At 65.8% G+C, this 23,503-nt stretch carries 17 protein-coding genes; 9 read left to right on the top strand and 8 right to left on the bottom strand.

All coding sequences use genetic code 11. The features are described from left to right. Nucleotides 1-59: 59 nt before the first annotated feature. From U1H82_RS04120 to U1H82_RS04135, 4 genes are all read right to left on the bottom strand, one after another. Nucleotides 60-1,616, bottom strand: a complete 1,557-nt coding sequence (locus tag U1H82_RS04120; protein ID WP_322963635.1) for a glycoside hydrolase family 43 protein — start codon at nt 1,614-1,616, stop codon at nt 60-62. Continuing rightward, nucleotides 1,613-3,280 carry a glycoside hydrolase family 43 protein gene (locus tag U1H82_RS04125; protein ID WP_322963636.1) on the bottom strand — a complete coding sequence of 556 codons (1,668 nt, stop codon included), beginning with the start codon at nt 3,278-3,280 and terminating at the stop codon, nt 1,613-1,615. Before U1H82_RS04125 ends, U1H82_RS04120 begins: the two co-directional genes overlap by 4 nt. Beyond that, nucleotides 3,277-4,413 carry an endo-1,4-beta-xylanase gene (locus tag U1H82_RS04130; protein ID WP_322963637.1) on the bottom strand — a complete coding sequence of 379 codons (1,137 nt, stop codon included), beginning with the start codon at nt 4,411-4,413 and terminating at the stop codon, nt 3,277-3,279. Before U1H82_RS04130 ends, U1H82_RS04125 begins: the two co-directional genes overlap by 4 nt. Nucleotides 4,414-4,494: 81 nt before the next feature. Beyond that, nucleotides 4,495-6,405, bottom strand: coding sequence for an NPCBM/NEW2 domain-containing protein (locus U1H82_RS04135; RefSeq protein ID WP_322963638.1), 1,911 nt, complete (start codon nt 6,403-6,405; stop codon nt 4,495-4,497). Between the two features lie 159 nt (nt 6,406-6,564). On the opposite strand from U1H82_RS04135, the gene U1H82_RS04140 reads away from it, so the two are divergent. After that, the gene (locus U1H82_RS04140) at nt 6,565-9,225 is read left to right on the top strand and encodes a beta-glucosidase (protein ID WP_375339486.1); all 2,661 of its coding nucleotides are present in this window, start codon (nt 6,565-6,567) and stop codon (nt 9,223-9,225) included. A 3-nt stretch (nt 9,226-9,228) separates the two neighbouring features. Here the strand turns inward: U1H82_RS04140 and U1H82_RS04145 are convergent, their stop codons facing one another. Next, nucleotides 9,229-11,565 (bottom strand): glycoside hydrolase family 95 protein, encoded by a 2,337-nt coding sequence (locus U1H82_RS04145; RefSeq protein ID WP_322963639.1) that lies wholly within the window; start codon nt 11,563-11,565, stop codon nt 9,229-9,231. Then, a complete protein-coding gene (locus tag U1H82_RS04150) occupies nt 11,562-12,632 on the bottom strand; it encodes an alpha/beta hydrolase (RefSeq protein WP_322963640.1) in 1,071 nt (356 codons plus the stop codon). The genes U1H82_RS04145 and U1H82_RS04150 overlap by 4 nt, the downstream gene beginning before the upstream one ends. A gap of 295 nt (nt 12,633-12,927) precedes the next feature. On the opposite strand from U1H82_RS04150, the gene U1H82_RS04155 reads away from it, so the two are divergent. Genes U1H82_RS04155 through xylA form a run of 3 tightly spaced genes read left to right on the top strand, consistent with a single transcriptional unit; the run spans nt 12,928 to nt 16,848 of the window. Further along, nucleotides 12,928-14,067, top strand: coding sequence for a glycoside hydrolase family 43 protein (locus tag U1H82_RS04155; protein ID WP_322963641.1), 1,140 nt, complete (start codon nt 12,928-12,930; stop codon nt 14,065-14,067). Nucleotides 14,068-14,075: 8 nt separating this feature from the next. Beyond that, entirely contained in the window at nt 14,076-15,524 is a 1,449-nt protein-coding gene (gene xylB, locus U1H82_RS04160; RefSeq protein WP_322963642.1) for a xylulokinase, read from the top strand. Between the two features lies 1 nt (nt 15,525). Next, on the top strand, nt 15,526-16,848 hold the full coding sequence (gene xylA, locus U1H82_RS04165) for a xylose isomerase (RefSeq protein ID WP_322963643.1): 1,323 nt from the start codon (nt 15,526-15,528) through the stop codon (nt 16,846-16,848). 116 nt (nt 16,849-16,964) lie between these two features. Here the strand turns inward: xylA and U1H82_RS04170 are convergent, their stop codons facing one another. Then, nucleotides 16,965-18,155 carry an amino acid aminotransferase gene (locus U1H82_RS04170; RefSeq protein ID WP_322963644.1) on the bottom strand — a complete coding sequence of 397 codons (1,191 nt, stop codon included), beginning with the start codon at nt 18,153-18,155 and terminating at the stop codon, nt 16,965-16,967. A 541-nt stretch (nt 18,156-18,696) separates the two neighbouring features. Between U1H82_RS04170 and U1H82_RS04175 the strand changes: the two genes are divergently transcribed. The 5 genes from U1H82_RS04175 (at nt 18,697) to U1H82_RS04195 (ending at nt 22,621) form a co-directional block, all read left to right on the top strand. Beyond that, complete coding sequence (locus tag U1H82_RS04175; RefSeq protein WP_322963645.1) at nt 18,697-19,416, top strand: Crp/Fnr family transcriptional regulator; 720 nt, start codon at nt 18,697-18,699, stop codon at nt 19,414-19,416. A gap of 106 nt (nt 19,417-19,522) precedes the next feature. Then, nucleotides 19,523-20,113 (top strand): SRPBCC family protein, encoded by a 591-nt coding sequence (locus U1H82_RS04180; RefSeq protein ID WP_322963646.1) that lies wholly within the window; start codon nt 19,523-19,525, stop codon nt 20,111-20,113. Beyond that, nucleotides 20,110-21,285: a zinc-dependent alcohol dehydrogenase gene (locus U1H82_RS04185; protein WP_322963647.1), complete on the top strand. Its 1,176-nt coding sequence runs from the start codon at nt 20,110-20,112 to the stop codon at nt 21,283-21,285. The genes U1H82_RS04180 and U1H82_RS04185 overlap by 4 nt, the downstream gene beginning before the upstream one ends. Before the next feature lie 11 nt (nt 21,286-21,296). Then, on the top strand, nt 21,297-22,079 hold the full coding sequence (locus U1H82_RS04190; protein WP_322963648.1) for an SDR family NAD(P)-dependent oxidoreductase: 783 nt from the start codon (nt 21,297-21,299) through the stop codon (nt 22,077-22,079). A gap of 23 nt (nt 22,080-22,102) precedes the next feature. After that, on the top strand, nt 22,103-22,621 hold the full coding sequence (locus U1H82_RS04195; RefSeq protein WP_322963649.1) for a YciE/YciF ferroxidase family protein: 519 nt from the start codon (nt 22,103-22,105) through the stop codon (nt 22,619-22,621). Between the two features lie 66 nt (nt 22,622-22,687). Here U1H82_RS04195 and U1H82_RS04200 read toward each other — a convergent pair whose 3' ends face one another. Then, nucleotides 22,688-23,398, bottom strand: a complete 711-nt coding sequence (locus U1H82_RS04200; protein WP_322963650.1) for a ZIP family metal transporter — start codon at nt 23,396-23,398, stop codon at nt 22,688-22,690. Between the last annotated feature and the right edge of the window lie 105 nt (nt 23,399-23,503).

Consider the following 23,503-nt stretch of genomic DNA (forward strand, 5'->3'; position numbering starts at 1 on the left):
ATGCCCTCACCCTTCCCTCTTCCAATGGGAGAGGGAAGGGTGAGGGTAGCGTGGCGGACTTACCGCCCCGACAGCGTGAAGCTGTCCACATCCATCCAACCGCCCTGCGACCCCGGATTATAGCAGAACAGCGCATATTGCTGACCCTGGAACGTCCCCGTCCGCCAGTCGAAGGCGAGTGGAAAATCCCCGCCCAGCGTCTGCCAGTCCCGTCCATCGACACTATAGGCGACACGCGCCCGGTCGGTCTTGAAGTCCATGTCGGTGCGCAAGAACAGCCGCTTGGCCGACACCGGCTTGGCATCGACGCGAACATCGGTCTTCTGCGTCGTGCCCTTGGCCGCTGCGACATCCTCGATCACCCGCATGGTCAGGGTCAGCCGCCCGTCGCGTCCCCGGCCGACCGCGATATGGCCGCTATATTTGCCGAAGGTGCCGAAGCCGCACTGATCGCCGCTGCGGATATGCGTCGGGTCGATCGCTACCGTTCCCCGGCTGAACGGCCCTTGCCCCTTTTGCAGCAGCGTGTTGCGCGCGCTCCACAAGGCGGGGGCCTGACCCGCGCGCAACCGCAGATACCCTGGCCGTTCGGTCAGCGACCAGCCGCTGGCGACAGGATTATGGTTCCACTGCCATTGCAGGCCGAGCGTGCCTCCCGTGAAATCGTCCGAGGCGGGCAGGACGCTGACCGGCTGGCCCTGGATCGGCTTGGTCGCGCTGGCGGGCACCCGCCCCGGCGCATCCGGCGTGCCCCATACCGGCCAGCCGTCCTTCCAGAAGACCGGGCTGATATTGGTCATGCGGCCGACCGCGCCCGCATCGATCATGACGAAGCCATAATCGGTGCCGTCGGGCAGATCGACGATCGCCCCCTGATGGCCGCCGGTCTTGTCGTCGATCTGGTCGCGGGTTTCCCAGGGGCCGAACAGGCTCTTGGCGCGGGACACGGTCATGCCCAGCCGCCGGGGGATGGCGTTAAACATATAGTAGGTGTCGCCGCGCTTGACGAGCTTCGACCCCTCCGCGCCCTTGTTGTAATAGACCACGCGCTTATCCGTCACGGTGCGCAGGTCGCGGTCGAGGCTGAGCAGCGTGTTGGTGCCGTCCGACCCGACCGAGGTCATGATATAGGCGCTGCCGTCGGTGTCGAAGAACAGGCCGGGATCGAAGGCCTCCTCGCTGATCCGGTTCATCTCCCAGGGGCCGCGAATGTCCTTGGAGCGATAGATGCGGGTCTTCTCGCCGACAGGCGTCACCGCGATGTAGAAGACGCCGTCGCGGTAGCGCAGGCTGGGCGCGAAGATGCCCTTCCGATACGCTCCGCCATTCTTCAGGTCATATTCGGGCAAACCATCGAGATGGTCGATGACATGGCCGACGAAGCGCCAGTTCACCAGATCGCGCGAGGTCATGATGGTCAGGCCGGGGACGTTGGCGAAGGTCGTGGTGATGAAATAGAAATCCTGACCCACGCGGATGATGTCGGGATCGGGATAATCGGCATAGAGCGGCGGATTGGCATAGGTGCCGTTCCCCCGATCCGATTGCCAGACCTGTGCGCCCGCCAGCGCGGGGATGGCGGCGAGCAGGGCGAGCGAAAGCGGACGCCACTTCATTTCGGCGTATACGCATAGGGGCCGATGACCGTACCGACGAACCCGCCCGCTCTCGCGGTGCTGAGGAAACGTACGTCGAGATCGGATTTCAGCGTCATGGTCTTGCCGCCCGCCTGATAGTCGAAATTCATTGTCCCGCCTTTCGCATGGATGGTCAGCGTGACCGGCCCCTTCGCCGTCAGGGGCGCCGCGGCGATCAGCGTCTCGGGCGCTGCTTCGTCGCGCGTGTTCTTGCCCTCGCGGACATAGAGGGCGATCCGGGGCTGGCCATCGATACGGGTCAGCCCGAAGAACAGATAGGCATAGTCGTTCTGCATCGCCGCCAGCCCGGCGCGCGCGCCGTCCCTGGCGGGGGTGAAGGTCACCGTCGTCGAGACGTCCGCAATCGCATGCTGTTGCCGCCGCCCGACAAAGGCGGGGACGCCGCTACGGTCGCCGAGCGGTGCGCCGCTATCCAGTGACAAATGGCCATTCGCCACGCGGTAGAAGGGCATCTTCGGCGTGCGGACGCCGATCCACTGCATCGCCAGCCGGTTACCCTCGAACGTGTCGGTATAGCCGAAGTCGCCGCTGGTCGGCAGCTTGGGCGGCGGCGAGGCGGGCAGTTTGGGCTTGGCCACGGTCCAGGGCACCGTCTTGCCCTTGTCCAGGATGATCGGCCAGCCGTCCTTCCACGTCACCGGCAGCAGGAAGGTCTCGCGGCCGATATTGTAATAATCGTCGGCATAAGGCCGCGTCGCCAGGAAGGTCGCCCACCAGTCGCCATTCTGGGTCTGGATCAGCTCGGCATGGCCCGCCGCGCTGATCGGATGGGGGCGCTTGGGATCGAGATCGCGCTGGGTCAGGATGGGGTTGTTCGCGAAGGGGACATAGGGGCCGCGCAGCGCCTTGGACCGCAACACGACCTGCGAATGGTTGACGCTGGTCCCGCCCTCGGCGGCGGTCAGATAATACCAGCCGTCCTTCTTGAAGATGTGCGGCCCCTCGATCCAGACGGGCTTCTTCGCAATATCGACACCGCCATTGACGAGTTGGGTGCTCTCACCGACCATCTTGCCGGCGCGCCAGTCATATTCCTGCACCCAGATGGCGCGGTGGCCGTCATAGCGGGGCGTCTCGTCCGGCGCGCGGTTGTTGACGATATAGGCGCGGTCGCCCTCCCAATAGATGGATGGGTCGATCCCCTCGAAGGGCAGCCAGATCGGGTCGGACCAGGGGCCCGCCGGATTCTTGGCGGTGATGACGAAATTGCCCCGGCACTGAACGCAGGTGTTGACGATGTAGAAGGTGCCGTCGTGATAGCTGATGTCAGGCGCGAACACCGCCTCCGACACCGAGCGCCCGCTGAAGTCCAGCTGTCCCGGCCGGTCGATCGCATTGCCGATCTGCGTCCAGTGGACGAGGTCGGTCGAATGGAAGATCGGCAGGCCGGGGAAGTGCGCAAAGGACGAGTTGACGAGATAATAGTCCTTGCCCACCCGCGTCACCGACGGATCGGGATAATAGCCCGAAAGGATCGGGTTCAGATACTCGCCCGCCTTGGGCTTCACCTGCTCGATCGAGCGGCCGTTATAGGTGAAGCGGTCGAAGGTCGCGGTCTGGGCGGTGGCGCCCCCGGCGATGGCAAGCGACAGGGCCAGGGCGGTCAGGCTGTGCCGGATCATGCAATACCCTTTCGGACGGGGGCGGCGCGCAGCGCGTCGGCGATGGCGGCGCGCATCGGCTTGGGTTTGAGCGCGTCGTCATAGGGCAGGGGACGCTGCGGAAGGCCATCGCCGCGCGGGGCAAAGCCGTTGAGCCAGCTATGCTTGTCCCACAGCCCCCAGCACAGCAGTTGGTCAAGCTGCGGATAGGCGAGCATCATGTCGAGATAGCTTTTGGCGACCGACGCGACCTGCGCATCGCGCTGGGCGATGTCCTTGGGCATTTCCCGGTCGTTGATGTCGAACTCGGTAATGAGCAGGCGATAGCCCATCGCGGTGACGCTATCGAGGAAGCGCTTCCATTCGGCGCGCTGGACCCTGGAATGGCTGCCGTCATTGCCGAGATGGCTCTGGATGCCGAGCGCGTCGACGGGCACGTTTTCCTTGCGGAACCGCTCCAGCAGACGGAGCACGCCCGCGCGGTGCGTCTCGTTGCCGACCTCCCAGGACATATAGTCGTTATAGACCCGCTGGGCGTGGGGGGCGTGTTCGCGGGCGGCCTCATAGGCGATCTTGAACACGTCGAAGCCCAGCGCCTTGTCGAACACCGTGCCCCGGACCTGGCCGGTCTTGGGATCGATCGTCTCGTTGACCACGTCCCAGCTATAGACCCGGTCGCCGAAATGCCCGGCGACGGCGGCGATATAGTTGCGCAGCCATTTCTCGGCGCCGGTCTTCGTCACCGTCTCGGCGAGCGCCGGGGAGATATATTTTTCATAGTTCCACAGCAGCGTGTGGCCGCGCAGCTTCATCCGGTTGTTCCGCGCGAAGTCGGCGATCCGGTCGGCGGGGCCGAAGTTGAGATGCGCCGGGTCGTTGCCCAGCACATAGACCTTCATCTCGTTTTCCGGGACCAGCACGGCGCATTCGCGCGCGACGATCGCGCCGTACCCCGGATCGTTGATCGGCGAGCCCCGGCCCGCATTGATCGCGGTGCCGAACAATATGCCCTTCTGCGCCGCCAGATCGCGCAGCGACGTGTTGCCCTCGGCCGCCCAGAGTGTGCTCGGGAGCGCTCCCATCGCCAGGCCGCCTGCGATCCCGGCCAGTTGCTGACGACGGGTCAGCAGCGGCCCTTGTCCATTGGGTTTCATCACCCTCTCCTTGTCCTTTGCCGGAACATTTGCATGGCCCACGCGAAACGGCAAGGCCATGAAACTCCGTTCGAATAGCCGTCAGCCGGTCAGCCGCGCGTCGGCCCAGACCACGGGCAGGGCCGCGTCGGGAGCGCTATCGGCGCGCGCCACCAGTTCGATCAGCTTGCGACCGCGCACATCCGCTTCGATGGTTGCGGGCGCTTCGTTCAGCGCGACCGGCCGGGAGCGGGTCAGCAGCTTGCCGTCACCATAGACTTCGAACACCACGCGCCGCCCGCGCGCGGTGGCGGAGTCGTCGATGCCGACCGTCGCGTCGAAGCGCGCCTGGCCGCGATTGCGCACCTCCAGCCGCGAATTGGCGAGCACGCCGATGCCGGTGTCATAGACCTTGCCCATCAGCCGCAACGGCCGCCCGAACGGGGTGCGATCGGCCTGCGCCCCGCCCCAACCGGCATATTGCGGAAAGTCGCCCGGCCCCTTGCTGCCGCCCCAGGGGCTGAGTTCGTGATGGATGGTCGGATCACCCTCCGGCGTGGCGATGCCGTCCTCCGCCGGGTTCACATCGCTGGGCGCCTCGGACAGATAATGGCCATCCGCCAGGCGGTGCGTACCGGTGACGCGGTAGATCAGCGTCTGGTGTGGCGCGATGGTCAGCTTGATCTCGCCCGAAAAGCGGCTCTTCGCGCCCGTCCACAGATCGGTCATGGCGATATCGCCGCGCAGCTTCAGGTGATCGGCGGTCAGCACGGGTTGGACGGGCGCGGCGGTGCGGTTGACGATCGCCACCGCCTTGTCGCCATTCGCCAGGCTCTTCACAAAGATCTGGACATCGTCGGACAGATAGGCGGGCACCGCCTGATTTCCGGCAGGGTCCTGATTGAGCGCGATGATCGCCCGGTTGCCGAGCAATGCGATCTGCTCGGCATTGGCCTTGCGCAGGTCGAAGCCGATCAAAAGGGGGGCGTTCATCATGGCCCAGAGCGCGAAATGCGACCGCGCTTCGGTCATGTGGTTCGCATCGAACTCGCCCGAGCCGATGAACAGCATGTCGGGGTCGTTCCACGTATGCGGATGGGCATAGAGCGCGCGGGTGGCGCTGGTGTCGAGATTGGTCAGCATCCGCGACCAGTGCGCGGTGATGTCGTCGCTGGTCCGTGAGACATTGCCGAGCTGCTTGCCCCAACTCCGCACATCCGCCGAGCCCCAGAGACAGATGGAGAAGAGATAATCGCCGTCAGGGTTCTCGCGCTTCAGCGCGGTGGCGACCTGATCGTAGAGCGCCCGCACGGCGGGGATGTCGGTGCGCGCCAGTGAGTTCATATCGATCAGCGGCGTCAGTTCGCGATAATCGCCCTTGCGGACATGCTCGCTATCCTTGCCCAGCCCGCGAATGCCGCAGCCATCGACCTTGATGTAATCGAAGCCCCATTCGCGGAAATAGAGGGCGATATCCTGATCGATATGGCCGTACAGTCCGACCTCGCGCTCCGCGATCGTCCCTTCGGGCTGATTGGCGAAGTTCGGGGTATAGACCTGCCCGCAGCTATTGCGTCCGATATCGGAATAGATACCCGCCTTGAACCCCATGGCATGGAGCCGGTCGGTCAGCGGACGGAAGCTGGTCTGCTGGTTGGGACCGGCGGCGGCGGACGGAAACTTGTCGGCGCGGATGACCATCCGGCCATCGGGCTGGCGACGGCGCAGCCACCAGCCGTCATCGATGTTGATATAGCGATAGCCCGCCTCGCGTAGCCCTTTGTCGACGATCAGCTTGGCGGAGGCCATGACCTTGTCTTCATCGACATCACTGTTGAACGCGTTCCAGCTGTTCCAGCCCATCGGCGGCAGTGCGGCCTGTCCGCCCTGATTGGCGCTCCAGCGGCCGGTGGGGGCGAGCGGATCGACCCGATCCGCCGCTACGGCCGGTCCACACGCCGTCCAGGCAATGGCGATAGCGCTCGCGAAAACCCTGGCGATGATGGGCCGCATGATGATCCTCCCCGTGGTAGCGTTTGGCCGATCTTGTCGGACTAAAGCGCCGCTGTCCACCGGTTGCCGGTGGAAACGGCGTGACAAAATCGAATGCTGGACGGTGGTGGTTTGTGTGATACCGTTACCAAAAATATGGTTTCTGGGGAGTGGTTTGGCATGAAGGCATGGCGTGCGGTGATCCTGTCGGCTTTGGCGATGTCGACGTCCGGCATGGTGCTGGCGCAGCAGCAAGCGGCGGGTGGTCCTGAACAGGCCGAGGCCCTGGCGGCCCGGCTGGTCGGCCGGATGACGACCGACGAAAAGCTCGCCCAGTTGCTTAATACCGCACCCGCGATCCCACGGCTGGAAGTGCCCGCCTATAATTGGTGGACGGAGTCGCTGCACGGTGCGTTGGGGCCGGTGCCGACGACCAATTTCCCCGAGCCGGTCGGGCTGGCGGCGACGTTCGACGATGCGCTGGTCGGCCACGCGGCGCAGGTCATCAGCACCGAGGTTCGTGGGCTCCACGCTTTGGCGCGGACGACGGGGCGGATGGGGCGGATCGGCACGGGGCTCGATACCTGGTCGCCCAACATCAACATCTTCCGCGATCCGCGCTGGGGCCGGGGGCAGGAAACCTATGGCGAAGATCCGTTCCTGACCGCGAAGATGGGCGTCGCCTTCGTGCGCGGGATGCAGGGTAATGATCCTGCCCGCATCGACGTGGTCGCCACGCCCAAACATTATGCGGTGCATAGCGGCCCGGAATCGACCCGGCACGAAGCCAATGTCTATGTCTCGCGCCATGATCTGGTCGACACCTATCTGCCCGCCTTTCGCGCCGCGATCGTCGAGGGCGGGGCGGGATCGATCATGTGCGCCTATAACCGGATCGACGGACAACCCGCCTGCGCCAGCGACCTGTTGCTGAAGGACTATCTGCGGGATCGCTGGGGCTTTCGCGGCTATGTCGTCTCAGACTGCGACGCAGTGAAGGACATTGCCGCCAACCATCACTACGCCCCCGACGCGGCGAGCGCGGTGGCAGCGGCGTTGCGCGCGGGCGTGGATAACGAGTGCAACAATGCGACGCTGACCGATACGGACGGGCTGACCAATCCGTATCGCGAGGCTTTGGCGCGCGGATTGATCTCGGTCGCGGACATCGACCGGTCGCTGACCCGGCTGTTCGCGGCACGCTATCGCACCGGCGACCTGCCGGGCTTGCGGCCCCTGTCGACGCAGACCAGTTCCCCGACGGATATCGATACGCCCGCGCACCGTGCGCTGGCGCTGGAGGTCGCCGAGAAGAGCCTCGTCCTCCTGAAGAACAAGGGCATCCTGCCGCTCAAGCCCCATGCGCGGATCGCGGTGATCGGGCCGCTTGGCGATGCGACGCGGGTGCTGCGGGGCAATTATTCGTCGTCGCTGTCGGGCCCGCAGGTCTCGGTGGTCGAGGGGCTGCGTCAGGCCATGCCGGGCGCACAGGTCCGCTATGTGCCCTTTGCCGAAACCTTCACCGACGGCGATCCGATCCCGACCAGCGCGCTACGGACCGAAGACGGCCAGCCGGGGCTGCTCGCCCGTTATTACAACGTCACCGGCCGCATCCCCGAACGCTTCGCCCCCGGTGCGCTCGGCGAATGGTTGAAGACCGCCAGGTTCGAGGATCGCCCTGTCGTCACCCGTGTCGAGGCCAATGCCGCCTCGCGCAGTCTGGATCTCTCCTCGGTCCGCGACGTGCACCGCGCGATCTGGACCGGCTATCTCGTGCCGCCGGAGACGGGGCGCTACCGCCTCGGCATCGCCGGGTTCAACGGTGCGATGACCTTTGACGGGCAGCCATTCGTCGACCTGTCCAAGGCGTCGTGGAACAGCCTGCCGACGATGCGCACCGTCATGCTGGAAAAGGGGCGGCGCTATCCGATCACCGTCACGACTGAGGCGCGTATCCTGACCGGCATCAACCTGGTCTGGAAGCGGGTGTCCGACGATCCGCAAGGCGAATTGCGCGCGGCGGCGAAAGCCAGCGATGCGCTGGTCGCGGTCGTCGGCCTGACCTCCGACCTGGAGGCGGAGGAAGCGCCGATCGCGGTTCCCGGCTTCAAGGGGGGCGACAAGACCACGCTCGACCTGCCCGCCGAACAGCAGAGGCTGCTCGAACAGGCCAAGGCGACCGGCCGTCCGCTGATCGTCGTGCTGATGAACGGCAGCCCGGTGAACCTCGCCTGGGCCAAGGCGAATGCGGACGCGATCGTCGAGGCCTGGTATCCGGGACAGGCGGGCGGCCTTGCGGTCGGCAACGTCCTGTCGGGTAAGGTGAACCCGGCGGGGCGGCTGCCGCTGACCTTCTATCGCTCGGTCGACGACCTGCCGCCCTTTGGCGACTATGCGATGAGGGGACGAACCTATCGTTATTTCACCGGTACGCCCGTCTATCCGTTCGGCTATGGGCTGAGCTATACCAGCTTCGCCTATGCGCCGCTGTCGGTGCGGGCGGGCGCGGATGGCGGCATGATCGTCACGACCGAGGTCCGCAATACCGGCCGCCGGGCAGGGGACGAGGTGTCGCAGCTCTACCTCAACTTCCCCAAAGTCGACGGCGCCCCCCGCGTGGCGCTGCGCGGGTTCGAACGGGTGCATCTGGCCCCTGGCGAGCGGCGGAACCTGACCTTCACCCTCACCCCGCGCGACCTGAGTGCGGTGGATGCCGATGGCACGCGCATGGTGATGAAGGGCGACTACCGCGTCTCGGTCGGCTCGGGTCAGCCGGATACGGGTGTCGCCACGCGAAGCGCGCCGTTCCGGATGGATATGGCGCGCGCCATCGCGGACTGACGATCAGGCGAGCGTCGGTCCGCGCAACCGGACCGGCCGCCCCGGCGTGAAGGCGATGGTCCGGACGGTGTCGCCCAGCCGTACCGTTCGGGTGCCGGGCAAGGCCGAGGTCAGCGTCGCCGACACCAGCCGCCCGTCGCGCCAGCGCAGGTCGACCAGCATCCGCCCCCGCGCTCGCAGGCCCCTGACCGATCCGTTGGGCCAGGCGCGGGGCAGGGCGGGGAGCAGGCGGATGTCGTCGTCCCGGCTTTGCATCAGCATCTCGGCCACCGCGCGCGTCCCGCCGAAATTGCCGTCGATCTGAAATGGCGGATGCGCATCGAACAGGTTGGGATAGGTGCGCTGCGGCCCCAGCAGATAGGTGATGATGCGGTGCGCATGCTCGCCATCGTGCAGCCGCGCCCAGAGGTTCGCGCGCCACGCGGTCGCCCAGCCGGTCGACTGATCGCCGCGTGTTTCCAGCGATCGGCGCGCCGCCTGCGCCAGGGCGGGCGTGCGGTCGGGCGTGATCTGGTCGCTGGGGAACAGTGCGTAGAGGTGCGAGACGTGGCGGTGGTGCGGATCGGGGGCGCGGGCGTCCCAATCCTCCTGCCACTCCTGCAACTGCCCGTCGCGGCCGATCCGGTCGGGGGCCAGCCGGGCGCGGGCGGCGGCGACCTGGCCTGCGAAATCCGCATCGACGTTCAGGATCGCGGTGGCCCGTGCCACCTGATCGAACAGGTCGCGCAATATCTGCTGGTCCATGGCGGGCCCTGCGCAGATCGACACGCCGGGCGAATGCTCATTTTCCGGCGAGATGGAGGGGCTGGTGACGAGGTGCCCGGTCGTCGGATCGCTCTGAAGCGTGTCGAGGAAGAACAACGCCGCGCCGCGCATCAGTGGATAGATGGCGGTGAGGAACGCCCGGTCGCGGTGATAGTCGTAATGCTCCCATAAATGGGTGCACAGCCAGGCCCCGCCCGTCGGCCACATGCCCCAGGGCGCACCATCGATCGGCGCGGTCGCGCGCCACAGGTCGCTATTGTGATGACACACCCAGCCGCGCGCACCGTACATGGCCCGCGCGGTCCGCTCGCCGCTGATCGCCAATTCGCGGATCATCTGAACGAGCGGAGCAACGCATTCGCCAAGGCCCGTCACCTGCGCGGGCCAGTAGTTCATCTCGGTATTGATGTTGACGGTATATTTGGAACCCCAGGGCGGATTGGTGCTCTCGTTCCACAGTCCTTGCAGATTGGCGGCCTGCCCCCCTTCGCGCGAACAGGCGATCAGCAGATAGCGGCCATAGTTGAAATAGAGCGTCGCCAGCGCCGGATCGTCCACCGCCCGGTCGGCACGCACCCGCTCGTCGGTGGGGCGCCGCGCCTGCGGGCTGGTGCCGAGGTCGAGCGCGACGCGGGCATAGAGGCGGCGATGCTCGGCCAGCGCATCGGCCGTAATCCGGGCACGCCCCCGCGCGACGGCCCTGGCGATGGTCGCGCCGACCAACGCGTGGGGATCGGCACCCTGGTCGTCGAAGCCGCGATAGCTCGTCGCCATGGCAAGGAACAAGATGACATCCCGCGCGCCGCGTATCGACAGGCCATCCCCCGCCGCCGCGACGCGACCGCCCGCTGTCTGGGCCTGTACCTGCGCGGCGAAGCGAAGCGCGGCCTTCACCCCGGCATGGTCGTCGTTGCGGCCGGTCAGGGTCAGCAAGCCGCCTGTCGACGCCACGCGCGCATCGGGCTGGGGCGAGGTCAGGGCGATATCGAGGTCGAAGGGGCGATCCGCCGCGATCCGTATCAGGATGACCCCGTCGATGGGTGAGGCGATCACGGTCCGTCGATGCGCGACGCCACCGATCGTGAAGCGGGTCTTCGCGGTCGCGCTGTCGAGATTCAGTTCGCGGTGATAGCCGCTCGCATCCTTGGAAAGACCCGGCCAGGTCAGGGTCAGGTCGCCCAGCGGTTGATAGGGCATCTGGGTGCGCGGCGTGCCGATCAGCGCGCGGTCGGCCAGCGCCTGGGCCTCTTTCAACCGGCCCGCCGCAATCAGGCGGCGCACTTCGGGCAGGGCAGAGCGGGCGGCGGGATTGACCGCATCATATGGGCCGCCCGCCCACAGGCTATCCTCGTTGAGCTGCAACCGTTCGCGCGCGATCCCGCCAAAGACCATCGCGCCCAGCCGCCCGTTGCCGATCGGCAGCGCCTCGGTCCAGGCCTTGGCGGGCTGGCGATACCACAGGACATGCGTCGGATCGGGTGCCGCCTCCGCTGCCGATGCAGCGCCGGGCAGCATGCCTGCAACCGCGCCCGCGCCCAGCCCTTGCAGGACTCCGCGCCGCGACGCGCCCCTCATTTGGTCACCAGCGACCGGCCGAAGAACGGCAGCACCTGTTCCTGAAAGCGGACCCCGATCCGGTTGACATGGTCGCCGTCATAAATCTCGAATTTATGGGCAATGCCATATCGGTCGAGCGCCTCGTGCAGCGCCTGCGCATCGGCCTTCAAGCCGTCTTGCGACCCGACATCCAGCGCGATCGCGCGGTAGCTGCGGAGCGGCGCGATATATTGGTCGACAAAGGCGAGCGGCGTGTTGGCCAGCCATTTGGCGGTGATATCGTCGCGCATTTTGCCGTCCTTGACCGGCAGATCGAGATAGAGTGGCGGGTTTTTCGGATTGGGCGACCAGGCCGCCGACGCGGCGAGCATCGCGCGCTGGCCCCAGTTGAGCTTGGCCGACTCGGCGGGCGAGGTCAGGCCGGTCAGCAGCTTTTCGTCGGTGCCCTCGGGCCGCGCCATCATCCGCGGCGACAGGCAGCAGGGGCTCATCATATAGATGGCGCCGTACATATCGGCATGCTTCATCCCGATGCGCGCGGTGCCGTAACCGCCCATCGAATGCCCCGCCAGACCCCGCGCTTCACGGCGAGGGATGGTGCGATAGCGCGCGTCGATCGCGGCGATCAGGTCGTGGCTAACGAACCGTTCGAAGTCGCCGACCGTCTGCGACGAGGAATACATCGAGCCATTGTGCATCGTCTTGCTGTCGGGGAAGACCAGGATCATCGGCGGCACGCCGCGCGCAAAGGCCCCTTCGACCGAGGCGGGGACATGGATTTCCTTCGTCCACTGGTCCGCGCCGATCGAATAGCCGTGCAGCGCATAGACGACTGGATAGCGGCGGCCCTTGTTCTTGGCATAATCGGGCGGCAGGACGACGATCACGTCGCGGTCGGCGCTGTTGCCTTCCAGATTACCCGCGATCGCGGCCGAGTGGACCTTGATCCGCTCGACCGTTACGGGCTTGGCACCGGGCACGACGGCGGGCGACTGGGTCGCCACCTGCGCCGGGGCGGCGCCCAGCGGTAGCAGCGCGACACCGGCCGCCAGCAGCCACCGGGAAAGCGAAACGCGAAGGGCCATGCGGGTCATCCTCTATCCTGGAGATTGCGCCGACATGCGGGTGTCGGTCGTGTCGTGTCTTGGGCAAATGGGCGACCGGAACGCGTCGCCGGACATATGCTCCGACCAAGCCTCGCCAGGGGCGGGCGAGGCCCGGATATCGTTACCAACTATGCATACTGCCCAAAGTCAAGCCGATCGGGCAACCCGAAACGAAGCGATCGGAAAACACCCGACGGCCTTGCATGTCTTTGCCTGATAGCGCTATCGTGCCTGCAAAGCTCCAAAGATGGGGCGGATGGGAGAGAGGAAAGCGATGAAGCGCTTGATGATGGCCAGTCTGGTGCTGGGGCTCGGCACGGCGGCTTGTGGCACGCCGAACACCGCCGACAATGCCGCGCAGGAAAACACGGCCACCACGTCGAACGACGCCAATCCGACGTCGCCCGACGGCCGCCATTATCTGTCGCAGCCGCTGGTGCGCGAGATCTTCACCGCCGACCCGTCCGCGCATGTCTGGAACGACGGCAAGCTCTATATCTATCCCAGCCATGACGTGCCGACCGATACGCCCAACGACGATCTGGGCAACCAATATGCCATGCGCGACTACCGCGTGCTGCGCATGGACGAGCCGGGCGGCAAGGTCACGATCGGCCCCGTTGCGCTCGACGTGAAGGACGTGCCCTGGGCCTCGCAGCAGATGTGGGCACCCGACGCCGCCTATAAGGACGGCACCTATTATCTCTATTTCCCGGCGCGCGATAAGACCAAGGACAAGAACGGCCTGGGCGCGTTTCGCATCGGCGTCGCGACCTCGAAGAACCCCATGGGCCCGTTCAAGGCCGAGCCGGAGGCGATCCCCGGCAGCTTCTCGATGGACCCGGCCGTCTATCAGGACACGGACGGCACCGCGTATATGTATTTCGGCGGCATCTGGGGCGGGCAGCTTCAGCGCTGGAAGGACGGCAAATATGATCCGAACGGCAGCGACACCGACCTGAAGCAGGACGATCAGCCCGCCATCTCGGGCAAGATCGCCAAGATGAACCCGGACATGAAGACCTTCGCGGAAACACCGCGCGACGTCGTCATCCTCGACGAAAAGGGCAAGCCGGTGCTCGGCGGCGACCATGACAAGCGCTTCTTCGAGGCGTCCTGGGTCTTCAAGCGCGACGGCAAATATTATTACACCTACTCGACCGGCGACACGCATTTCCTGAACTATGCGATCGGCACCAGCCCCTATGGCCCCTTCACCTATAAGGGCCATATCCTGAAGCCGGTGCAGGGCTGGACCACCCACCACTCGATCGTCGAGTGGAAGGGCAAGTGGTGGCTTTTCTACGCCGACACCCAGTTGTCGGACAAGAACCATCTGCGTAACGTCAAGATGACCGAGTTGAAGTTCAACCCGGACGGGACGATCCCGACCATCGACCCGTTCGTGAAGTAAGGACGACGATGTTCCTAGGTATCGATATCGGTACGTCGGGCGTGAAGGCCGTCGTGCTGGACGAACATGGCGCGGTGGTGGGGCAGGGGACGGCGGCGCTGACCGTACAGCGTCCCCACCCGCTCTGGTCCGAACAGGACCCGGAGGCCTGGTGGCAGGCGACGACTTCGGCCGTCCGCGCGATCGACCCGGCGGTCCGCCGGGCGGTGCGCGGCATCGGCCTGGCCGGGCAGATGCACGGTGCCACCCTGCTGGGCGCGGATGACCAAGTGCTGCGCCCCGGCATTTTGTGGAATGACGGCCGCAGCCATGCCGAATGCGTGGAGCTGGAGGCCAAGGCACCCGATCTGCACCGCATCGCGGGCAATCTGGCGATGCCGGGCTTCACCGCGCCCAAGCTGATGTGGATCGCGCATCACGAGCCGGAAACGTTCTCGCAAATCCGCACCGTGCTGCTGCCCAAGGATTATGTCCGGCTGCGCATGACCGGCGAGAAGGCGTCCGACGTGTCGGATGCGGCGGGCACGCTCTGGCTCGACGTGGAGCGCCGCGAATGGAGCGACGACATTCTCGCCGCCACCGGCCTGACCCGCGCGCAGATGCCGCAGGCGGTCGAGGGTACGGCACAGACCGGCCGTCTCCGCGCCGAGGTGGCCGAGGCCTGGGGCATCGACCAGGTGCCGGTCGCGGGCGGCGGTGGCGACAATGCCGCCGGGGCCGCTGGCGTGGGCGTGGTCAAGGATGGCGATGCCTTGCTGTCGCTGGGCACGTCGGGCGTGATCTTTGCCGCGACCAAGGAGTTCCGCCCCAATCCGGCGGGCGCGGTCCATGCCTTCTGCCACTGTCTGCCGAATGTCTGGCACCAGATGTCGGTGCACCTGTCGGCCGCAGCTTGCATCGACTGGGTCGCGCGGTTGACCGGCACGCCCGGCGCGGCCGAGCTGTTCGCGCGCGCCGAAAGCGTCGGCCCGGCGAGCGGCCCGGAAATCTTCCTGCCCTATCTGTCGGGCGAGCGGACGCCGCATAACGATGCCGAGGTGCGCGGCGCGTTCCTGGGGCTGGACCATGACACCACGCCCGAGCGTTTGGCGCAGGCGGTGCTGGAGGGCGTGGCCTTTGCGCTCGCCGATGGCCTGTCGGTGCTGCGCGATGCCGGGACCGAGCTGTCGCAGCTGTCGGTCATCGGCGGCGGCGCACGCTCCTCCTATTGGGGGCAGACGCTGGCCGCCGCTTTGAACGTCGAACTCGTCTATCTGAAGGGTGGCGAGGTCGGCCCGGCGCTGGGCGCGGCACGGCTCGCCCAGCTGGCGGTCGATGGCGGCTCGCCGGAAGAGGTCTGCGCACCCCCGCCGATCAGCCACACCATCGCCCCCGACGCCGCGCTTGCCGAGCGTTTCGCCCCCAAGATCGCGCGCTTTCGCGACAGCTATTCCCGCATCACTCCGAGGAATTCGTAACATGGCTACCGACTTTTTCGCCGACATCCCGACGATCGCCTATGAAGGCCCGGACAGCGACAACGAGCTCGCCTACCGCTTCTATGACAAGAACCGCGTCGTGCTGGGCAAGACGATGGAGGAGCATCTCCGCTTCGCCGCCTGCTTCTGGCACACCTTCTGCTGGCCGGGTTCGGACGTGTTCGGCGGCGGCACCTTCAACCGCCCCTGGCACGCTGGCGCCAACGACAGCGCGGCGGCCGCGCAGAAGCGGGAAGTGGCGTTCGACTTCTTTTCGAAACTGGACGTGCCCTATTACTGCTTCCACGATGTCGACGTGATGGCCGATGCGCAGGGCGTGGTCGAGCATCGCCGCTATTTCGCCGAAGCGGTCGATCACCTCGAAAAGCTCCAGGCCTCGTCGGGCCGCAAGCTGCTGTGGGGCACCGCCAACCTGTTCAGCCATCCGCGCTTCGCCGCCGGTGGCGCGACCAACCCGGACCCCGAAGTCTATGCGTTCGGCGCGATGCAGGTCCGCGACGCGCTGGAAGCGACGCACCGTCTGGGCGGCGCCAACTATGTGCTGTGGGGTGGTCGCGAGGGTTACGAAACGCTGCTCAACACCAACATGAAGCGCGAGCTGGACAATCTCGGCCGCTTCCTGACCCTGGTCGTCGAGCACAAGCACAAGATCGGCTTCAACGGCACCATCCTGATCGAGCCGAAGCCGCACGAGCCGACCAAGCACCAGTATGACTTCGACACGGCAACCGTGTACGGCTTCCTCAAGGCCTATGGCCTCGAGAATGAAGTGAAGGTCAATATCGAGGCGAACCACGCCACGCTGGCCGGTCACACCTTCGAGCATGAGATCGCGACGGCCGGTGCGCTGGGCATCTTCGGGTCGATCGACGCCAATCGCGGCGACCACCAGAATGGTTGGGATACCGACCAGTTCCCCAACTCGGTCGAGGAGCTGACGCTGGCCGTGCTGGAGATCATCCGCGCGGGTGGCTTCACGACCGGCGGCTTCAACTTCGACGCCAAGGTGCGTCGTCAGTCGATGGACGCGGTCGACCTGTTCCACGGCCATGTCGGCGGGATCGACGTGGTGGCCAAGGGCCTGCTCAACGCCGCCGCGCTGATCGAGGACGGCCGTCTGGATGCGATCAAGTCCGAGCGTTACGCCGGTTGGGATAGTGATTTCGGCCAGCAGATCGGTGGGCTCGACCTGGCCGGGATCGCCGATCTCGCGGAACAGAAGGCGATCGATCCGAAGCCCCGTTCGGGCCGTCAGGAGCGGATCGAGAATATCGTCAACCGCATCGTCCATTCGGGCAAGTGAGCGACGGGCGGACCGGGCAATCCGGTCCGCCGACCGTACGAAAAGGGGCGCGTCCGAGGTCCGGGCGCGCCCCTTTTTATCGTCCCGGTCCGCCAGGCAAGGCGGACGATCGTGGCTCAAGCCACCCCGTGCGCCGCCATGTCGCGCAGCGCGTCGTGGAAGACGGTGATCGCCGCCGTGTTGAACCCGGCGATGTTGATCCGCCCCGATCCGGCCATGTAGATGGCATGGCGGTCCCGCAGCCATTCGACCTGGGTCGGCGAGAGGGGCAGGGTGGCGAACATACCCTTGCCATGCGCCACCGCACCCAGATCGATCGCCCCGATCCGACCGCCCGCCGCCAGTGCGGCGCGCAACGCTTCCAGCCGCTGACGCATCGTTTCCAGCTCGTCGCGCCATTCGGCGGTCAGGCCCTCGTCCTCCAGGATGATACGGACGATCGCCGCGCCGTGATCCGGCGGCATCGACCAGTTGGCGCGCGCCAGTGCCAGCAGGTTGGAAAAGACGGTCGCCCCGCTGTCCCGGTCCGGCGTGATCGCGAACAGCGCACCCGTCCGCTCGCGATAGAGACCGAAATTCTTGTCGCAGGAATAGGCGAGCAGTGCTTCCGGTACGGCCGCCAGGATCGTGCGTGCGCCCTGGGCATCGCTATCGAAGCCGTCGCCCAAGCCCTGATAGGCCAGGTCGACCACCGCAAGCAGCGCGCGCTCGGCCACGCGCCCGGCAATCGCCGCCCAGCCCGCCGCATCGGGATCGATCCCGATCGGGTTGTGGCAGCAACCGTGCAGCAACACCGCGTCCCCCGCGCTCGCCTGATCCAGCCCGGTCAGGAAGCCATCAAGGTCGAACGTCTGGGTGCCCAGGTCGAAGCAGGGGATCATCGCGGGCTCGACCCCCGCCTGGCGGAAGAGCGGTGCGTGATTGGCCCAGCTCGGGCTGCCGATCCAGATCCGCGCCACGCCCGCGCGCGCCAGAAGCTCGGCGGCGAGGCGAAGCGCCCCGGTCCCGCCCGGCGTCTGAAGTCCGACGACGCGGTCGGCCGCGACCGTGTCACCCAGGACCAGCGACGCCAGCGCGCGGACGAAGCCCGTGTCGCCCTCCGGCCCCAGATAGGATTTGCTCGGCTGTTCGGCGAGCAGTCGGGCCTCGGCCGCCTTGACCGCGGTCATGACAGGCGTGCGCCCTGCTTCGTCGCGGAAAACGCCGACGCCCAGATCGATCTTTTGAGGTCGCGGGTCGGCGGCATGCTGGCCGATGATCCGCAGCAAGGGGTCGTCGGGCTGGCGGGTAAGGCTGGCGAAACGCATGGCAAGGCCTCTTGGAGGGAAAGGCGCGCACCATAGGGTTTCGGGCTCAAAAGGGAATAACGGATGACCTTTTATCGACGCCGCCGCCGATCGGGTGATCGGAAGCAACGCTGCCAAGCCTGAATTGCCCATGAGAAGGGATGCGCCGTATCGTCCAATTCCAACAACTTGGCCTATTTTTGCCAACAACCCACGAAAAACGCACGACATTGATATGCATTATGGAGCGTGGCTGGCGGTTGTTCGTAGACCATTGTTACGGAGAATATCGCGGCAGTGCCCGGTCGATACGCCATGACCGTGATGGCGGATCATCGGGCGTCCTGCCGCCGGTTCGGCCCGGTCGAACGATCCTTTCTGATATGACCCCGGTGGCGTTCGTCGCGTCATCGCTCTCCCTGCATGGCCAGCTTCGGTCATCGGCCCGATGAGGATATTTTGCGATGATTTTATCTCGAAGCCTGCTGCGCCGCCCATCCGATTTCGATCATGTCGTGTCCAGTGAAGGACAGGCCCGCCGTTCGTCGACGGAGGGAAAACCATGACCATTCCCCTGACCCGCACCGCCCGCCCGGTGCCCCCGGCGCTGATCCGCCTGTCGCGGCTGGCGCCGCTGGACAATGCCGCCGTCGCGGCGCTGATCGATGCCACGGGACGATCCCAGCTATTGCGCCCCCGGCGCGATCTGATGGTCGAGGGACGGGATGTCGCAAGCCCGCAACTGATCCTGTCGGGCTGGGCCGCACGCGTACGCATCCTGCTGGACGGGCGGCGGCAGTTCCTGAACTTCCTGCTGCCGGGCGATGTCATCGGCCTCTATCATCATCGGCGACCTCTCGCTCCGACGAGCGTCATCACCCTGACGGAGGTGACGACCTGCGTCCCGCCAGAACCGGGCAGCCAGCCGACGCTGGACGAGGCCTATGCCGTGGCCCATGCGATGGATGAAGCCTATCTGCTGGCGCAGATCGCGCGGTTGGGACGGATGAACGCGATGGAGCGGATCGGCGACCTGATGCTCGAACTCCAGGAGCGGCTGGACATGAGCGATCTGACCCATGGCCGCAGCTTCGACCTGCCGATCACGCAGGAGACGCTGGCCGATGCGCTGGGGCTGACCGCCGTGCATGTAAACCGTATGTTGCAGGCGGCCAGGCGTGCGGGCGACCTGATCTGGTCCTCGCGCTCGATGACCATTCCTGATCCCAAGGCGCTGGCCCGCAAGGTCGGTCGCGCGCAGATCCGGGTGACGGCCGGCTGATCCGCAAAGCCACTTGATGTGTATCAAGATACTGTAAAACATGAGAAAATAAGGAACATCCCGCCTCATCCGACGCTGTCCGGGCACGGAACGAGGAGAGAGGCTTATGCCGGACATCGCCGACAGACCCTATGACGACGCGCCGGTGTCGACGTCCAAGGACAGCGACGCCGCCGCCAGGATCGCCACCGCCGAGGCGATCGAGGATCGCGGGGACAGCTTTGCCGGATGGGCGGTGACGATCAACCGCCCATCCGCCGAACTCTATGCCTGGTGGCGTGACTTTTCGAACCTGGCCAGCGTGATGGAGAATGTCGAGCGCGTCGATGTGCTCGATGACAAACGCTCGCATTGGGTGGTTAAGGCGCCGGGCGGCACGACGGTCGAATGGGACGCGGTCGTCACCGAGGAACGCGAAGGCGAGCTGATCGCCTGGGCCTCGGACGAAGGGGCGGACATCGCCAATTCGGGCCGCGTGACCTTCCGCGATGCAGGGGCGCGCGGCACCGTCGTCACCGCGACCATCCTCTACGATCCGCCAGCAGGCGTGATCGGCAAGCTGGTGGCCAAGCTGTTCCAGCGCGAACCCAATATCCAGGTTCGCCGTGACCTCGCGCGCTTCAAGCAACTGATGGAAACCGGTGAGGTCGCCACCAACGCGATGAACCCCAAACAGCGTGAGGAGCAGGCCGCATGAAGGCGCTGACCTGGCATGGCAAGCATGACGTCCGCATCGACAATGTCGACGATCCGGAAATCGTCAATCCGCGCGACGCGATCATCAAGGTGACCGCGACCGCCATCTGCGGCTCCGATCTCCACCTCTATGACGGCTATATCCCGACGATGCAGTCGGGCGATATTCTCGGCCATGAGTTCATGGGCGAGGTGGTCGAGACGGGATCGGGCTCGACGCTGAAGAAAGGGCAGAAGGTCGTGGTGCCGTTCACCATCGCCTGCGGTTCCTGTTATCACTGCGGCAAGCATCAATATTCGGGATGCGAGAACGGCAACCCGGCCGACAATCAGGATATCGCGCGCGAGCTGTACGGCCATCCGATGTCCGCGCTGTTCGGCTACAGCCACATGACCGGCGGCTATGCGGGCGGTCAGGCGGAATATGTCCGCGTGCCGTTCAGCGATACCGGCCCGATCGTCATTCCCGACGGCGTGGACGACGAGAAGGTGCTGTTCCTCTCCGACATCCTCCCCACCGGCTGGATGGCGGCGGAGAATGCCGAGATCGAGCCGGGCGATACGGTCGCCGTCTGGGGCTGTGGCCCGGTCGGGCTGTTCGCGGTCCAGTCGGCCTTCCTGATGGGGGCCGAGCGGGTGATCGCGATCGACCACTTCCCGCACCGGCTGGAACTGGCGCGCAAGTTCGGCGCGGAGACGATCAATTATGAGCAGACCGCGACCTATGACGCGCTGATGCAGATGACCGGCGGGATCGGTCCCGATGCGGTCATCGACTCGGTCGGGCTGGAGGCGCACGGTCTGTTCGTCGACAACGCCATCGACCAGATCAAGGCGTCGACCTTCCTCGGCACCGACCGCATCCATGCCATCCGCCAGGCGATCATCGCCTGTCGCAAAGGGGGGCGTGTGTCGATGCCCGCCGTCTATGGCGGCTTCGTCGACAAGTTTCCACTGGGCGCGGTGATGCAGAAGGGGCTGACGCTCAAGACCGGCCAGACCCATGTCCAGCATTACCTGCCCGGCCTGCTCGACGCGATCATGGAGGGCAAGATCGATACGACCTTCCTGATCTCGCACCGACTGCCGCTGGAACAGGCGCCCGAGGGCTACCGTATGTTCCACGACCAGCAGAATGAAGTGACCAAGATCGTGCTGAAGCCCGGTCAATAAGGAGCCACGCCATGGCAGAGAAATTCGCAATCGTAACCGGTGCCTCGACCGGCATCGGCTATCATCTCGCGTCCTGTGCAGCGCGTGAAGGCTATGATCTGCTGATCGTCGCCGACGAACCCGCCATTCATACCGCCGCCAGCAAACTGGCCACCGAGGGCGCGCAGGTGCAGGCGGTGGAGGCCGACCTGTCGACGCTCGAGGGCGTGGACATGCTGCTCGCCGCCGCCGATGGCCGGACCATCGACGTGCTGTGCGCCAATGCGGGCAACAGCAAGGGCGGCGCATTTCTCGACCAGTCGGTCGAGGATTGGCGGCGCTCGGTCGACACCAATGTCACCGGCACCGTCTATCTGCTCCAGCGGGTGCTGTCGGCCATGGTCCGGCACGGCGAAGGCAAGATACTGGTCACGGGATCGATCGTCGGCTTCATCCCCGGCCCGTTCAACGCCATCTACAACGCGACCAAGGCGTTCATCGACAACTTCACCGAGGCGCTGCGCAACGAGCTGAAGGACGAGAAGGGGGTGACCCTGACGACCCTGATGCCCGGCCCGACCGACACCGAATTCTTCGCCCGCGCCGACATGCTCGACACCAATGTCGGCCAGGGCAAGAAGGACGATCCTGCCGAGGTCGCCCAGAAGGGCTGGGATGCGATGAAGGCTGGCGAGGGGCACATCACCACCGGCTTGAAGAACAAGCTGCAGGTCGCAGGGGCGGGCGTCGTGCCGCAGTCGGTGCTGGCCGAAGCGCACCGCAAGATCGCCGAGCCCGGCTCGGCCGACCGCTGAACCCACCCATAAGGAGACGGATCATGGGCCTGTTTACCAAGGACATCGCGACGCTGAACGACCTGTTCGTCCATCAGCTTCAGGACATTTATTACGCCGAGCATCAGATCACCAAGGCGCTGCCCAAGATGATTGAGAAGGCGACGGACCCGCAGCTCAAGGCCGGGTTCGAGCAACACTTGCGCGAAACCGAGGGGCAGATTCGGCGGCTGGAACAGGTGTTCGAGATGCACGGGCAGACGCCCAAGGCGGTGACCTGTCCGGCCATCGACGGCATTATCAAGGAAGCCAATGAGGTCGCGGGCGAGGTCGCCGACAAGCGGGTGCTCGACGCCGCCCTGATCGCGGCGGCGCAGGCGGTCGAGCATTATGAGATTGCGCGCTACGGCACGCTGGTATCCTGGGCGCGCCAACTCGGCCGCAGCGATTGTGCGGCGATCCTGGACGAGACGCTGGCCGAGGAAAAGGCGACCGACGAAAAGCTCACCGGCATGGCCGAGGGCGGTGCGAATGCGGCGGCGGAGGCCGCCCAGCCCGCCTGATCGCCGTGTGTGGAGAGGGGCATCGTCGTCGGCTACCCTTCCCCGACGGCGATGCCCAAAATCCCCCTAATGGGCGAAGTGGGTGACACCCAGCATCAGGATGATGCCGCCGATCGTCGCCAGCCCGGTCCTGAGCCGCGGGTCGAGTGCGTGGCTGCGCGGCACGAGTTCGCAGGCGCCGATATAGAGGAATATGCCTGCGAACAGCGCCATCAGCGGCGCCAGCATCGTCGCCGGAATGGCCAGCTTCAGGCCGATCAGAACGCCCAGCATCGGCGCGATGCCGTTCAGCACCAGCCAGCGCCGCGCCGCCGCCTCGGACCGGGCGGCAAGGCTGAGACTGACGGTATTGACGCCGTCCGCCACGTCATGGGTCAGGACGGCGACGGCGATCATCCACCCGGCCGCCGTATCGATCTGAAAGGCGATACCGATGCCCAGCCCGTCCATCAGACTGTGCAGGCAGAGCATCGCCGGACCCAGATCGCCGCGCCAGGACACCGCCGCCGCCCGCGGAATTCGGGCAAGCAGCCGGTCGAGCATCATATAGCCCGCCAGCCCGAATGCGGTGAACACCATCAGGTCGCGTTCCGACCAGCGATCCCCCGCCAAGCCGAGCGCCTCGGGCATCAGATCGAACAGCGCGACGCCCACCACGATCCCGGCGGTGAGGCCCAGGATCAGACCGATCCGGTGCCGCAACCGAAGCGCGATCAGTCCGCCCGCCAGCGTCGCGAGCATCGCCGCAAATCCAAAGGCCAGGGGGATCATGGTCATCGCGCGGTCCGCACAAATCGGTCGGCAGAAAGAGGGTGCGGCATCCTCGTCCCATGAACCATGCCATGAGACGATACAAGGTCACATTTCTGCAATCTGGATCGA

Origin of the sequence: Sphingomonas fuzhouensis (genome assembly GCF_034659795.1) — a bacterium.
GTDB classification, from domain to species: Bacteria; Pseudomonadota; Alphaproteobacteria; order Sphingomonadales; family Sphingomonadaceae; genus Sphingomonas; species Sphingomonas fuzhouensis.